This window comes from Dysgonomonas termitidis (assembly GCF_042654545.1).
In the GTDB taxonomy this organism is placed as follows: Bacteria; Bacteroidota; Bacteroidia; order Bacteroidales; family Dysgonomonadaceae; genus Dysgonomonas; species Dysgonomonas termitidis.
In genome coordinates this window covers 15,817-32,728 of record NZ_JBHSGN010000133.1, presented here as the reverse complement: position 1 = coordinate 32,728, position 16,912 = coordinate 15,817, and the positions used below count along the sequence as shown (strand labels likewise).

General features: G+C 43.5%; 7 protein-coding genes. 4 read left to right on the top strand and 3 right to left on the bottom strand.

Features of this window, described 5'->3' with window-relative positions; translation table 11 throughout:
* Window positions 1-15: 15 nt before the first annotated feature.
* From ACFO6W_RS21960 to ACFO6W_RS21950, 3 genes are all read right to left on the bottom strand, one after another.
* Window positions 16-1,245, bottom strand: coding sequence for a glycoside hydrolase family 99 protein (locus ACFO6W_RS21960; protein WP_380000505.1), 1,230 nt, complete (start codon window positions 1,243-1,245; stop codon window positions 16-18).
* 101 nt (window positions 1,246-1,346) lie between these two features.
* Window positions 1,347-3,788, bottom strand: coding sequence for a glycoside hydrolase family 95 protein (locus tag ACFO6W_RS21955; protein ID WP_380000503.1), 2,442 nt, complete (start codon window positions 3,786-3,788; stop codon window positions 1,347-1,349).
* Between the two features lie 1,050 nt (window positions 3,789-4,838).
* Complete coding sequence (locus ACFO6W_RS21950; RefSeq protein ID WP_380000501.1) at window positions 4,839-7,415, bottom strand: Kelch repeat-containing protein; 2,577 nt, start codon at window positions 7,413-7,415, stop codon at window positions 4,839-4,841.
* 258 nt (window positions 7,416-7,673) lie between these two features.
* Here ACFO6W_RS21950 and ACFO6W_RS21945 point away from each other — a divergent pair, with 258 nt between their 5' ends.
* The 4 genes from ACFO6W_RS21945 to ACFO6W_RS21930 all read left to right on the top strand — a co-directional run bounded on the left by ACFO6W_RS21945 (window position 7,674) and on the right by ACFO6W_RS21930 (window position 16,780).
* Complete coding sequence (locus ACFO6W_RS21945; RefSeq protein ID WP_380000499.1) at window positions 7,674-9,890, top strand: glycoside hydrolase family 3 C-terminal domain-containing protein; 2,217 nt, start codon at window positions 7,674-7,676, stop codon at window positions 9,888-9,890.
* Window positions 9,891-10,656: 766 nt separating this feature from the next.
* Window positions 10,657-13,920, top strand: a complete 3,264-nt coding sequence (locus ACFO6W_RS21940) for a SusC/RagA family TonB-linked outer membrane protein (RefSeq protein WP_380000497.1) — start codon at window positions 10,657-10,659, stop codon at window positions 13,918-13,920.
* Between the two features lie 14 nt (window positions 13,921-13,934).
* Window positions 13,935-15,980, top strand: a complete 2,046-nt coding sequence (locus ACFO6W_RS21935; RefSeq protein WP_380000495.1) for a RagB/SusD family nutrient uptake outer membrane protein — start codon at window positions 13,935-13,937, stop codon at window positions 15,978-15,980.
* 20 nt (window positions 15,981-16,000) lie between these two features.
* A complete protein-coding gene (locus ACFO6W_RS21930) occupies window positions 16,001-16,780 on the top strand; it encodes a DUF3823 domain-containing protein (protein ID WP_380000493.1) in 780 nt (259 codons plus the stop codon).
* The last annotated feature ends 132 nt before the right edge of the window (window positions 16,781-16,912 follow it).

Sequence of the window (16,912 nt, the reverse complement as noted above, 5' to 3'; positions counted from 1 at the left end):
GCTTAATCAATCCTACTACCGGGAATCCCTTTTCGGCATCGGGATACTCAATGGTTTCTGTCTTTTCAGCATTTTAGACGCTTCCCCTGTAAGCCAGAGATAATGATCGGAAGGCACTCCGTCCATCCCTACGAACTTAGCTATATCACTTACCGGAGGATTGTCGCTGCATTTGAATATTGCCGTTCCTTCATTTACTTCATCGAACATAGCCGCATAGATCATACCGGCGCCTGCATTGATAGCAGTAGATATCTGCTGCCAGTAGAAACGTCCCCCCTGACGCGGTATGGAACCGGACGGCTTTATATCATCCGGAAATTCAAAGCGGCTGAGATTATGCCAACTGAATCCCGGGGTCACACAAGGTACATAATCTATATTATTATTCTTACACCACTCCATATCACCGATTATCAGGTCGCGGAAACGGTCCATATCGTTATGCAGAAGCGGCGTAAAACGCTGGACAGTCCAGGGCAGAACGATGTCGGCTTGTTTGATTATCGTATGTAAATAGTGGTCCGGGATACAATCGGCAGTCAGTTCGCGCCAAAACGTCGGTACACCCAGCATAATACTGCAACCTCCGTATTCAGGGTCATTTTTCAGGAAGTCGATGAAGCGCTCAATACCTATATTACGGATATTATAAGGCCTGTCGGGGAAACCGATACCCCAGATAGCCACAAGAGGTTTCCCGTTGAAAAATAAATATGTCTGATTTCCTTTCTGGTTTGTCACCCTTATGGAATCTACAAGGTACTTCCAATCCTCTATCAGGCTGGAACAATCTTCTCCCGATCTTTTCAAACCCGACAAGTCGTACATGACAGCTATCGCACGCTGATATTTAGATGCAGCCTCAAACGCGTTTCTGATCACCGCTGCCGGAGCTTCCCTTCTGGCCTTTGCCTGAGCAGAGCCAAAGAAGCGTTGCATAAACACACCGTCTACGCCATATTCCTGCATCCATTTGAAATGCAAATCTATTGTGCTTTTGTCCGTAGAACTGAAAAAGTGGGCTGTGGAACCATCCGCGTGCTTCAATCCCGTAGGATATGTCTTTTCATACTCGCTCACATCCGGCCACATGTCTATGCGGACTTGTTTTTCATCGGGATACATCACTCCATCGGCCGGCGCCCTGAACCATCCCTGATAACCTGCCATAATCAGGCCTTTATAGCTTGGATACTGTGTTTTAGCAGAGTGCTTGTTTGTCTGGGCTGTAATCTTACTCATAAAAAGACAGGATAAGATTATCACAGACAGAATAATTCGCTGATTCATTATACTTTAGTTTTATATATTAAATAACTGCTTTAATTCTAACATTTTAGATCTTATTTCAAACCTCTCTTAAATGTATATACCTGCCCCTGCCGCGTATCCACGTCATACTCGTATATCTTATACAGCAACGGATACTGAGCGTTTATTTCTTTTGAGACCAGAGGTTCCTTTATCCGGGCTGTCCCGTATAACGGATTAGGATTTACACCCTTAGCCTCCGACAATCCCGCACCCGTCAATGGCACATAAGACCGCAGGCGCATATTCCCACCCAATTTGGATAGTACCGAGACAGTCAGAAGTTCCCCGTTTTCCCACGCCATAGAGACCTCGAAACCGCCGCGAGCCATCAGCCCTTTCACTGCGCCCTTTTTCCATGCATCGGGCAGGGCAGGAAGCAGATGGAGTGCTCCATCGTGGCTTTGTAATAACATTTCGGCCACTCCGGCAGTGAACCCGAAATTACCGTCGATCTGGAAAGGCGGGTGCGCATCGAACAGGTTCGGATATGTACGCCCGTCGTTATTTCCCGGCTCTACAAGCGATAACATATTGGATATAATCTTATATGTATGATTTCCATCCAGGAGGCGTGCCCAGAAGTTTATCTTCCAGCCTATCGACCACCCCGTAGCCATATCGCCACGGTAAAGCAACGAATTCTTTGCTGCCTGAAACAATGCAGGATGCGAATAAGGAGATATCTGGTTGCTCGGATACAGCCCGTACAGATGCGACACATGGCGATGGTCGTTCTTTGGGTCGTCCACGTCGTCGAGCCACTCCTGTAACTGGTTGTATTTCCCTATCTGCATAGGGGCAAGACGCGAAATCATATCTTCCAGTCTTCTTTCATATACATTATCGGCCAGTTGCAAAGCCCTGGATGCGTTCAACGCATCACTCAGCACATCGAATACTATCTGGTTGTCCATCGTAGAACCGGCCGTGATGCTTGTTCCGGTTCCCGGAGGGCCTTGTTCGGGCGAAGTGGAAGGAGCCGATACCATCCATTTATATTTCGGATGCTCTACAAGGAAATCCAGAAAGAAATCGGCAGCACCTTTCAGTACGGGATATACATCCCTCAGAAACACCTTGTCTCCCGTATAGAGGTAATGCTGCCACATATGGCGGCTTAACCACGCCCCGCCGTTGGGCCACATCCCGTAAAACGGTCCGTCCACAGGTCCGGTCGTACGCCAGATATCCGTATTGTGGTGTGTAACCCATCCGTTGGCATTGTACATTACCCTTGCCGTCTCTTTACCTGTTTCGGCTATTTCTTTCACCATTTCGAACAACGGAAAATGTGTTTCGCTAAGATTGGTCACCTCGGCAGGCCAGTAATTCATCTCCGTATTGATATTGATAGTGTACTTACTATCCCAGGGCGGCACAAGCTGATCGTTCCATATACCCTGCAAAGTCGAAGGCTGACCGCCCGGCTGTGACGAACTGATGAGCAGATAGCGTCCAAACTGGAAAAGCAGTGTAACAAGGTTCTGGTCTTTACCATCCTTAAAGTTCCGTACACGGCTATCGGTTTCGTCGTTCATTCTTTCGGAAGTCCCCAGATCCAGCTCAACACGGTTAAACTGCTTCTGATAATACTTTATATGGTCGTTCAGCGCAGTCTGATACGGTTTGGCCAGCGCGGACTTCAATATTGTTCCTGCTTTTCCGGCCTCGTTACCGCTCACATTCTTATAGTCTATAAAATTAGTGGCGATGGATATGTATATTGTCGCTGTATTCGCGTTTTTCACAACGATATTATCTTTTCCGGCTTTTACCGTTCCGCCCTCCGTTTTTATTTCGGTCTGGTTTTCGAATCTTACTACTCCTTTTATTCCTTCATGGTCAGAGCCTGTACCTTTCAGCACCAGCCTGTTGCCCTTTGCCGATACGGAATAGCCTTTCACCGGAGAATCGTATGACGCGGAGAAGTTGATACTGTTCGCCTTATCTGCCGTAATACGCATAATAATCACATTATCGGTAAACGAACTGAATACTTCACGGGTATATGTCACACCATCCACAGCGTACCGGATAGTTGCTACCGCCGTTTTTAGATCCAGATTGCGCGAGTAATCCGAGAAATTGTCATGCCCGGTGAAGTCCAGATACAAGTTTCCGATAGTCTGATACGGCATGCCATTGTGAGGAGTCCTCATCGTTTTGTCCAGCAATGCCTCTGCCTCTTTTTCCTTTCCTTCGAAAATAAGATTTCTTACTTCATCCAACGAACCTAGCAAAGCGGGACTATCATTCCGGTGCGGCCCTCCGGCCCACATTGTTTCTTCGTTCAGCTGCAAACGCTCCCGGGCCGGGCTGCCAAAAACCATAGCTCCCAACCGCGAGTTCCCTAAAGGCAAGGCTTCTACCCATTCTTTTGCGGGACGTTTATACTGTAATTTGATATCACCGGCCTGAACGGTAAGGATGCTCACGGCGAAAAACATAAATAATCCGATTTTTTTTCTCATGGTGTTATTTTAAGTATTGGTTATTTCCCGGAACAAAATAAAGCCAGGGGTATTAACAGGAGAGTTAAAAACGTATTAATAATGTATTAAAAATAAGGTTAGATGTGATATTTTGTTCAAAAAGTAACAAAGGTAACAGTTTTTTCAGTAAACAGTAAACAGTCAGCAGTTAACAACTCGTATCTTGTCTACTCGTAACTCGTAACTGCCCGCAGGGCGCAGAAATAACATTCGCCGAAGCGAAGGCGAGGCAAACTCGTAACTTTCTTAAAAGGTAACAAAGGTAACACGGAAAGCAATTAAGAATGAAGAATGAAAAAAATTAAGAACCAACGGTCAGCGGAGCTAATTTTTACCCTTGCAGATTCTTATATCCTCTTTGTCATGTTGAACGAAGTGAATTGCAAATCGCCGAAGCGAAGGCGAGGCAAACATCTCCTAAATCGAAGGCGATCCTTCGTTTCACTCAGGATGACAGCAGAAAATAACGCCCGCTTCGCTCTGCCGAACGTTGTTTCTGAATGCAATGAAGAATCCCGGCCCTCCAAAAACGAGATGTTTCACTCCGTTCAACATGACAACCAACGGTCACAGGAGCGTAGCGTATGTAAACAGAAAGCAAAAATTACTTTTGACACACTCTCTTCCAAAAGGTAACAAAGGTAACAGATATATCAGTTAACAGTAAACAGTAAACAGTCATCAGTTAACAGTATCGTGGTCTGTCATGCTGAGGGAAACGAAGCATCTCGTCAGAGAGTAGTTAACAACCTGTCTCTCGTATCTTTCTCCAAAAAGGTAACAAAGGTAACAGTATTTACAGTCATCAGTTAACAGTCAACAACTCGTAAGATGTAGAACTTTGCGCCTTTGCGTCTTTGCGTGAAACAAAACAAAACGCCAGCCAACTTGTAACTCGTAACTGCCCGAAGGGTGAAGTAACTTGTAACTGCTTTAATCAACACTTCAAAGAACTATCAGCTAACTGCTAAAAGCTGCCAGCTGATATATAGATAAAATTATTTTCAATTAAGAAAGGAAATGAGATTATTAATCTTCGATATTGTTCCGGCTTATCACATCGGTAAGGGAATACTTATATTTCGAGCCCAGCAGATTATAGTATTCTTTACAGAAATTGTCATAAATGCTTTTTGCAATTCCTTTTTTACCCGAATTGAACAAGATAGAGCATTTGAGGTATAGCGCCTCCTCATTTATATAATCGTGCAGGAATAAAGTATCCGCAATCTTCAGTTTCAGGTCGTCCGTCAGCTTATAATAATTACTTTTCGAAAGTTCGGTCAATATATCGATTGTCGTATTAGAGAAATCGCTTTTGAAACCGTCTACCCAATCCGCCTCTGTATTTGGCAACAACACCCCCCTGAGCAATAGTTCGAGCAACCTATCTATATTCGTCTGATCGGAGGTAGTATTTTCCTTTATTAAACCGAACAGCCGCATAGACTCCGTATAATCGCATACAATGCCTTCGTTCAGTTTTATACTCCAAAATCCGTTTTGGTTTATAATATCCGCATTCCCTACATTTTCGAGTATCGTCCGCAACTTGCTGAGATAGACGTTTCTGTTATTTTTCGCAGATTCTTCATTTTTATCGAACCACAACAATTGTATCAGCTTCTTGCCCGATATACCTTTGCTGTCCTTCTCTGTACTAAGTATCAGCAATACGAGCAGGTATTTCAGCATCGGTGTAAACTGGCCGGTTATATTCCGCCCGTCCTTATCCATTATCAGGAAGCCTCCCAGAAAACAAATCGACTGTCTGGAGAAATCATAATACCGGACTTCCGGTTCTTTCGCTTTTACCTCTGTGGCCGAAGGAATTATAAGGCTCCGGGACGAAGTCATCAGCCTTTTACCGGTTTTCTTTCTGAAAGGCTTCCTCTTAATCAGGAAATATACCGTAAGAGCAATTACACACAGAAGCCCCAAAGCTATTATTACAATCTTCCATATAGACAGCGCCGGTACCGTCTCCGCCACCGGCGGGGTTACCTGTATCTCGCTTAAAGCGATCGGAGGGTAATTAAGCGAATAGATCGCGACTTCGGCCGACTTATCTGTTTTTATCTTATTTATCAATACATAAAATTTATTATCCTTTTTTGAATGATACAAATTCATATATAAATAGTGAGCTGTGAGATCTTCATATATAGGAAAAGACATTAATTCAAAACCCGGATGATCTTTCCTTAGCCTCATCAATGTCCCGCCGTTTTGGTTTGTAAATACATAAAAACAATCATCTTTCTCATCATAGATCATATTCTCTCCCGGAAGGAATTCCAACTCGGGTGCGGGAGTTTCCATTTCCCACAGCTTATTTGTCTGCTCTGTAAGGAGATTGACCGAATAAAGATCGTAATAATTACGTGGCGACAACTCCTGCCGTCCTGTTTTATTACCCCATCCTCCATAGATATATAAAGTATTGTTTACGATAACTGTTGAGGATGAATGGCGGGGAGAAATATCAGGTAAATTGGATTTTTTTATGGACTTCCGGCTCGGATTTAAACGGAGCAATTCGTTATTATACTTATAAAAGCCATAGCCTCCAAAAGACACTAGCGACGAGTCGGAGGAAAAAAAAGAAACTGAATTGTTCCAGTAGGCATGCTCCAGAAGCGATTTTGTATTGTTTTCCCACGACTCTGAAACCGGATTAAATGCAGATACTATGTTTTCGTCCAGATTATAGGACAATAGTTTATTTGAAACCGGATTATAGAACAACTGGTTGGGAGCATTGGCGGCAATTATCCCACCCTTCACTGTTATTATATTCTCTTTTTTTTGGTCGGCATCGAAGGAGATGAGCTGTTTCGAATCGGGAGAAGCGATATATATTATACCCTCATCCGGATTGAATGCAAACAGCGAGTTTTCCTTTATATGCTTCGAATATATTTTTTGCCAGGTAGCATAAATATCTATTATCCAGCGTGGATTTTTTGCTAACGCCGGCACCTGGCTCACAGAGTCGGGACTCTGCCTCTCGTCGTGTTTTTCCAATTTCCAGTGCCTCTGTAGATTTTTACCGTTGAATATCTTTACATCCCTGATATTCACTGATGCTATATCATACAACGTATATCCGTCGAAAGGACATAAACCGAATGATACTTTAACCTCATTGGCCCGTGAGATCTGGTAAGGAACAGATAATTTAGTCTCCCCATATACTATCGTGATTTCATTTTTTTCCGACGATAAGGTTATGCTTACCGGTAACCATTTATTGCATGATATCTCTTTGGAGATCATGTAAACGGATTCGTTGACCACAAGCATCGGATATCGCTTATCTTCTTCACCCACAGTAAATATTAAGTCTATATTCTCCTTCTTATCGGTAATCATCCTGAATACAACCCCGAATACATTGTCTTTGCGTACACTTATATCGAATGTCATGGTTGTTTCACCATGCAGTTTGATAGGTTGATCATTTTCGAGGATCAAAGATGTCTTTTCCTGATCATTGAACGGAAACGACTTTATATATAAACCATAATCTATACTATCGGCTTGAGCAGCATTGGTTAATACCGACAAAAAGATAAATAAAATAGCAGAGAATAGTTTTTTCATTTAGATTTTTTGTAGAGGATAAATTGCACTTTTAAAAACCACAACAGAAGCTAACGATCGTAAAAATACTTTATTTCTTTTTTTATTCCAACTAAAAGATTTTAGTTTTCCGATAAATCATCTATTTTTAATAGCATTCTTTTAAAATATAAAATATTAATCGTATTTTAACCGATACATTAATGTTTGATTTTGACTTTTATTAATGCCTTTTGCTTTAATTTGTATTTATAAATTTCCTAAAAAAAAATCTTTATCATGAAAGCCAAGAAACTATTATTTCTCATTTTTCTTACATTTTCGGCCACCATGTTATCCGGTCAGTCATATCCCTTCCGGGATACAAAATTATCTACCGACGAACGTATATCTGACTTGGTTTCCCGCCTGTCATTAGAGGAGAAGGTACTACAGATGCTCAATAATACTCCGGCCATAGATCGATTGAATATCCCGGCTTATAACTGGTGGAACGAATGTCTGCATGGCATCGGACGCACAAAATACAAAGTAACCGTTTTTCCTCAGGCAATAGGAATGGCCGCGGCCTGGGATACCAGGTTGTTGCAAGATGTGGCCAATGCTATTTCTGATGAAGGACGGGCAATATATAATGACGCATCGGCAAAAAACAACTACTCCATATATCACGGCCTGACGTATTGGACGCCTAATGTTAATATATTCCGTGACCCCCGCTGGGGACGCGGACAGGAAACCTATGGCGAAGACCCTTATCTCACAGGGACTTTAGGTAAATCATTTGTAACAGGTTTGCAAGGTAACGACCCCAAATACCTAAAAGCAGCAGCCTGTGCAAAACATTATGCCGTACATAGCGGCCCGGAGAATACACGTCATACGTTCAACACATTTGTCACCACATTCGATCTGTGGGATACATACCTTCCGGCATTCCGTGACCTGGTCGTAGACGCCAAAGTAGCGGGAGTGATGTGTGCATACAATGCTTTCAGTGGGGTGCCTTGTTGCGGTAATAACCTGCTGATGCAGGAAATATTGAGAGATAAATGGGGCTTTACAGGATATGTGACATCCGACTGCGGCGCTATCGACGATTTCTACCGTCATCACAAAACACATCCCAATGCTAAATACGCTGCTGCCGACGCAGTATTCCACGGAACTGACATCGACTGTGGAAATGAAGCATACAAAGCTCTGGTGGAGGCCGTTAAAACAGGGCTGATTACAGAAGAACAAATCAATATATCATTAAAGCGCTTATTCGAAATCCGTTTCAGACTGGGAATGTTCGACCCTGCCGAGGATGTGAAATTTTCAAAAATACCGCTTTCGGTATTGGAATCGCAACCCCATAAAGATCTGGCTCTTAAAATAACCAGAGAATCAATCGTATTATTAAAGAATGAGAATAACTTCCTGCCATTGAGCAAGAAACTGAAAAAAGTAGCGGTCATCGGCCCTAATGCAGATAATGAAGTATCTGTACTGGGCAATTACAATGGTTTCCCTACTCAGATAATAACTCCTTACAAAGCCATTAAGAACAAACTGAAAAATGCAGAGGTGATTTACGAAAAGGGCATTGACTTTGTAAAACCATCGGAAAACAGCAAAGGAGAGATCGCCGCCCTGGCAAAACGCCTGAAAGGAATGGATGTGGTCATATTTGCAGGAGGTATATCTCCGGAGTTGGAAGGAGAGGAAATGCCAGTCAATATAGAAGGATTTACGGGGGGAGACCGCACCAGCATAAAACTGCCGAAAATACAGACAGAGCTGATGCAGGCTTTGAAAGCAGAAGAAATACCAACAGTCTTTGTGATGATGACCGGAAGCGCAATAGCTACCGAATGGGAATCGAAAAACATACCTGCAATATTGAATGCATGGTATGGCGGGCAAGACGCGGGAACAGCTATTGCCGACGTCCTTTTCGGGGACTATAATCCTTCGGGGAAATTACCTGTAACATTCTATACGAAAGACAGTGACTTACCGGCATTCAACTCTTACGAAATGAAAAACAGGACTTACCGTTATTTTGACGGGCAGGCGCTTTATCCTTTCGGCTACGGACTAAGTTATACTAAATTTGAATACTCCCCTATACAAATACCAGCCATTATAAAAACAGGAGAAAACATGGAAGTCTCCGTTACTGTGAAGAATACAGGAAAAACTGATGGGGAAGAAGTAGTCCAGCTCTATATTTCCCATGACGGGGATGGCTCTAACAAACAGAAACCTCTATATGCCCTGAAAAGCTTCGACAGGATTTTCCTAAAGGCAGGTGAAAGCAAAAGCGTAACTTTCAGGTTAACTTCCAGAGAACTCGCCCTGGCTGATGAAGACGGGGTACTGAAGGTGAATAAGGGTAAAGGCCGGCTGTATATCGGAGGTACTTCCCCGGCAAAAACAAGCGCAGAGAAATTACCTGTTGTAGAGGCTGGCTTTGAGATAACAGGAAATGACCATATAGTTAACTAAAAAGAATTAATCCTTCCGGAATAATTTCTGTGAACGGAACAAATCGGAGTGGATAAGCATTCGGCAAATACGGGTGTTTATCCGCTCCTGTTATATGACCCCTCCGAATTAATATTATCCGGCATCCCCGAATACCCGAAACTTATTATACATGGTTTTCAGACAACCGTTATATTGATAAATTTTCATAAAATATTCCACCGGCTTCTATCTCTGTTTTCTCATTATTTTATTCACGGTCAAATACAAAAGCGCCAGTTATCCTCCAAATTAATGAAACCCTTATGGATAAAAGGTTTAAAAGCCTAAATTATTGAAATTTTAATGGCTTTGTTAATGATATTTTTAGAAAAATATTAATATATGTTATATAAATTCGCCAATGCTTAAGTGCCATTAAATCTTATTATAAATATGAAGAAAACCGTAAATTCATCATGAAGCCTAAATGAAAATTTCTGAAAAATCAAGAACCGTATCTATAATGACAATACTTTTAAAAGTATAAAGTAACCTAAATCAATTCTATTAAACAAGCCGTTCTCTATAAGCAATATTCCTGATATTTTTCACTTTAAGAACCGATAATAACGATCCTATAAATATGTAAATAATAGAATTTAACAACGCATTTTACGAATCGTAGAATAGGTCTGCAATCATACTGTTTACACATTTCACAGATTTGTATTAGTCATTATATATTTATGCATTCTGATAAAGCACTATTTGTATTATTTAATTACTCTCCATTTAACAATGTATTATGGAAAATCACAAACAAAAAATTAAAATTGGAAAAGGGGATACCATGCGTGTTATGCAACGCTATGCTTTCCTCATGTTTTTGTTTCTGGCACTGCCTGTAATGGCATTCTCGCAAACAAGAACTGTTCGTGGTACTGTTACTGATACGCAAGGCGAAGCAATTCCCGGAGCATCTGTAACCGTCAATGGAACCCAGAGAGGAACATTGACAAACGTAGACGGTAGTTTCAGTATTGACGCTTCTCCTAACGACAGGCTCACTATTTCATTTATCGGCTTCCTGAAACAGGAAATAGCCGTAGGGAACAATACCCGTCTTGACATTACAATGAAAGAAGACAATACCGAACTGGAGGATGTTGTTGTAGTAGGTTACGGTACGCAAAAGAAAGCGACATTGACAGGTTCCGTATCAAGCGTAGCCAGCAAGGAAATTACCGTAACAAAGAACGAAAACGTGGTGAACATGCTCGCCGGTAAACTGCCGGGATTGCGCGTAACACAGACCAGTAGCCGTCCTGGGGCATTCGATTCTAAATTCGATATTCGCGGGTTAGGTAATCCGCTAATTGTCATCGATGGTGTTCCTTCCGATAATGATACTTTCCAACGTATGGATGGTTCCGAAATAGAAAGCGTTTCCATCCTGAAAGATGCCGCCGCCGCTATTTACGGGTTGCGTTCGGCCAACGGTGTTGTACTGGTAACCACCAAGAGAGGAGCATCTAGTGTTAAAGCTTTTGAAATCCAATATGGATTTAACGTCGGTTGGCAGCAATTCCTGCATGTGCCCGAAAATGTGAATGCGGTACAATATATGGAGTTGGTAAATGAAAAACTCTATGCCGGAAGTTGGTTTAATACACTGACAGGCAACACAGTGCCTCATTTTACAGATGCGAACTTCCAACCCTATCGGGATGGTACGCTCCAAACAACCGACTGGTTGGGAGCAACCTTTAGAAATAATGCTATGCAACAGCAACATAATATCACCATGGACGGTGGTTCTGAAACGGTTCGTTATTTCTTCAACTTGGGTTATATGAATCAGGAATCTGCCCTCAGGAGCAATTCCATGAACTACGACCGTTGGAATTTCCGTTCCAATGTCGACGTAAATATCACCAAACGCCTCAAGGCTTCGGTCTCTTTGGGTGGATACATGGATGATATGGTAGAACCGGGCATAGACATCTGGACCGTTTATAAGAATGTATATGTACAGCAACCCCATGTTCCTGTGTACGCAAATAATAATCCGAACTATCTGAACGCCTCTCCGGGCGAGGCATATAATCGCTTGATAGACGGACACCCTTTAGCTAACACCAATTCCGACTATGTGGGAGAAAATAAGTATATCAACCGTAAATTCAACGGACAGTTATCCCTCACTTACGACATTCCGGGCATCAATGGATTATCGGCTAAAGCTTCGTACTATTACGATTTCCGCGACAAAGATTCCAGATGGTTCAAAAAAGGCTATAGCCTCTACTTATATAATGATACCAACGACACCTATACTCCGGGAGGAGCTATAATGGGAGACGGTCAGTCCCCGTCGAAGCGCTCCGTCCAACGAATGGATGAGAAATGGGAAAACCGCAACCTGCAGCTCTCTTTGAACTACAACCGCACATTCAACGATGTGCACAACGTAGCAGCCCTGGTGCTCTTCGAAGACGGATATAGCACAGGCGATAACTTTTATGCGAAAAGATTTATATCGTTGAATTCCGAATACCTGTTTGCCGGCGACGCTCTCGGTCAGGTGGGTTCTATGAACTCAGGCTCTCCTTGGGACAGATCGAGCCAGGCTTTTGTAGGTAAATTCAACTACGATTATGCAGGCAAATACTTATTGGAAATCGCCGGTCGTTATGACGGTTCATCGAAGTTTCCGAAAGATTCCCAATGGGGGCTGTTCGGCTCGGTTTCGGCAGGATGGCGTATCAGCGAAGAAACATTCTTCAAAGAATCTCCCCTGGCATTTATCAACAACCTCAAGCTGAAAGGGTCGTATGGTGTGATGGGAGATGACGGCGCAGCATCCAATTATCCGACAGTGAGCGCAGCATATCAAATAGCGCAGGAAATAGCTTGGATATATGGCGCTAACGGAGGCGTGGAAGCCGGATTGAAGCCAACTTCACTACCGAATCCCGACCTCACATGGTATACGGCCGATATGCTTAATGTGGGTGTGGAAGCTGAAATGTGGAACGGTCTGCTGGGCGGTAGCTTCGAATACTACGTGCGCAACAGGGACGGGCTTATAGGCAGATCGACGGAAGCACTCCCAAAAACAGTCGGTGCTGATATGCCTGAGGAAAACATGAACAGTGACCGCACCTTCGGATACGATGTATCAGTGTACCATCGCAACAAGATAGGCGATGTCGAATACAACATCGGCGCCAATATGTTTGCTACCCGCAACGAATGGAGAGACAAGTTAGACCAGGGACCCGCAGGAAACTCTTTCGAGAACTGGAAACGCAGAGACAATACGAATCGCTACAAGGATATTTGGTTTGTCCGGAATACATTGGGACAATTCCAGAGCTTCGATCAAATCTACAATTTCGACACGTATCGCATCGGCGGGGGCGGAGGTATGCGCCCGGGTGAATACTACTACGAAGACTGGAACGGTGACGGTATAATCAACGATGACGACATGCAAGCCTTGGCTACTTTCGGTATGCCTTTGTTCAACTACGGATTCAACATAGGAGCTGCCTATAAAGGCTTCGACCTGAACGCCAACTTCCAGGGGGCTGCCGGCATCTATTACAGATATACCGAAACTTATGCCATGCCTTTAGGATGGAATGACGGAGGCACGAATATCAAATTCTGGGACAGATGGCATCCGGAAGACCCTGCAAAGATGTACGACCCACAATCTAAATGGATACCCGGAAAATTCCCGGTTACTACGGGCGGCGAATATGACCCTGACGGATCGACCCGTATAGAAAATGCATCTTATGTGCGCTTGAAGTCTTTAGAAATAGGATATACCCTCCCCAAAAATATAGTGTCAAAAGTAGGTGTGAAAAACATGCGTGTGTATGTGAGCGGATACAACCTGCTTACCTTCACCGGCTTGGACGGTATGGACCCGGAACATCCCGGAGGACAGGGTGGCGCGATAGATGGTAATAGAGACAAAAATAACAATGATGTAACGGGTAATTACAGATATCCTCTGAACCGTACATGGAACATTGGTGCAACTATTAAATTTTAAAGAGATTCATAATTATGAAAAAGATAAAATACATATTACTTTCAGGACTGGCAGCACTTGCGCTGGCTTCCTGTAGCGATTTGGATTTGGAACCGAAAGGCCAGATGGATTCTTCCGTTTTGTTAGGAAGTGAAACAGGTATTAAATCGTACTTTGTACTCGCTTATCAGATGCTGCCCATCGAAGATTTCAACTATAAAGTAAACAGTCCGGGCTATGGTTTCAATGGCGGTAACAGATGGGATATCCCCAAAGATTATCAGAGCACGGTGAACGGTGAGCTTGTAGGCGGCCGGGGCAATGTAGACGAAACCGGAGGATTCGATTATTGGCCCTACGACCGGATACGCTATGTCAATACCGTGATCGAGACATTACCTACTGTTCAGGGTAATTTTAATGAAGCGGTTTATAACGCATTGATGGGTGAAGCCCGTTTTCTGAGAGCGTTCTATTATTTCGGATTGGCGAAGCGTTATGGCGGTGTACCCATTATCACTACCGTGCAGAATCCTACGGCGCCTAGAGAAGAATTGATGGTGAGCCGTGCTACCGAACTGGAAACATGGCAGTTTATACACGACGACCTGGAGTTTGCCATGGCCAACATGACGGAAAAGTCAGATATAGGACGAGGCAATAAATATGTAGCCGCAGCTCTGATGTCACGCGCCATGCTGTATGCAGGTACCATTGCCAAGTACGGTGATTATACCACAGCTTCGCCCGAACCCGCTGCAGCAGCCGGTTTGGTTGGTATCCCTGCCGACAAGGCCAACTATTTCTTCGAAGAATCGCTGAAAGGTAGCAAAATGGTGAAGCAAGGCCCTTATGAACTGGTGGGTGAGAATCTTCCGCAGGCTCAGAAAGAACAAAATTACGTGGACCTGTTCCTTACAATTAATAAGGAAGATATTTTTATAAAGCAATACAGCCAAAGTGCCAATCAGGATGCGCAGCTTTACCATAGCTACGATGGCGCTGCTTCTCCGCAATATCAGAACGGAAATATAGACGGTATGGCACAATGGCCCGGCTCGCTGTGGTATCCGTCGGTGGAAACACTGGAGTTGTACCAGAAATTGCCGCTGGAAGATGCGAACGGTAAACCGCGCCGCTTTAATACGCGCGAAGAATTGTGGCAAACCACGGACTTCGAACCACGTATGAGGGCGAACTTCTACTTCTCGGGACAAGAACTCCGAGGAAACAAATTCGCAGTACAAAGAGGTGTTTACAGTACCTACACGGGAACAATGCTTGATGCCGCACAGGGAGACATCAATGCCCCAAGCGGTATAAACGCGCTGACCAACCGTGCTGTAGGCGGAGGTAAACGATGGACATACGATCCGAACAACACGAATCAGACAAAATGGGATTGGTCCAAAAGCCCGGATAAGTTGATTTCCGATTATCATGGCTGTTGGGGAGGAAATGAGAACAACAGCCTTACAGGCGCCTTTATGCGCAAATATGTGGATTATAAACTGAGCATAGGAATGGCTGCGGCAAACACATGTTATCATCCTTGGAAAGTATTCCGCTTTGCCGAAATCTTGCTGAACGAGGCGGAAGCCGCGTATGAGTTGGGGCAAAAAGACTTGGCTTACGAGAATATCGCCCGCATCCGCAACCGCGCCGGCGGCGTTGTATGGACTCCTAAGGCGGCTCCGGCAGCTACATATATTATCAATGGCCAGACTGTGGACGAAAACCTGGAATACATCCGCGAAGAACGCGCCAGAGAATTGCTTATCGAAAACCATCGCTGGTTCGATATCCGTCGGTGGAGAGTGGCCGATCAGCTTAACCGGCTCGATGGTGGCGATGCTGTGAATCCTGTAACCGGAGCTAAAGGTTTTACCTTTGCCCTTCAGCAATTCCGCCCGCACGCATTCTATCCTTACTTTGTACTCAGTGAAGGTAAATATATCTTTATCCGTGAATACACTACAGACTGGAAACAGTTTACTTTCGAGAAAAAAGCGTATTACGAAGATATTCCAGGCGGTGAGATAAATATAAATCCGAATCTGATCCAAAATCCACTATGGTAACAATTAATAAAATAACAGATATGAAACGAAATTTATTATATAGATTGTCGGTGGTAGTAGGAGCAAGCTTGATGTTATCATCTTGCTTTACCGGAGTCGACAACTACAAAGCTCCCTCTTCAGCCATGAGGGGAAATGTGATCGATAAAACCACCGGTAAGAATCTTCTTACCAGTACGGACGATTTCCAGATTCGTATATGGGAAACAAGCTGGAGCGATGCTGTTTCACCGCAAGATATTCCGGTGAAGCAAGACGGAACGTATCAGGACACCAAGCTTTTTGATGCAACGTATGCCATGCAACCTTTCAATGGACCTTTCTGGCCTGTGAAAAGAACAGAAGGCCACATACTTAATGGTATCCTGACCCAAAATTTCGAGGTGACGCCTTATCTGCAAATCACAGATTTCACTTGGGAAGTAGTAACAACTACCAAAGGAGACGGTACTAAAGTAGATACCCTTCACATGAGTTGTAAACTGAAAGCGCCTATTACCGAAGGCCTGCCTAACGTAAGAGAAATCAAACCGTTCATCAGTTGGACACCGTTCTGCGGAGCAGGCGCCAATATCGGCGAAATCAGCGAGCAGAACAATAATGCGAACAGGATTACATTGAATAAGACCTGGGCAGATATTGGCGATATGGCCACCGGTATCGGACGTAATACATATACGTTTAAAATTGGACTTATTAAGAATTCAGGCTATACCTACCGGGCAAGAATTGGAGCCAATGTAAATGATGCCAGTCAGAAATACAATTATTCCGAAATTATCGAATTTAAGTGCGAATAATTAATAAATTATATATTAATCCGGGGCTTAAAACCCCGGATTAATATATTTCATTATATTTTTCAGGATATTAATCCAAAATTAATCCTTTTGTTAGTTAGGATAAGTTTCCTTCGCTTTGGTAAAAAATAA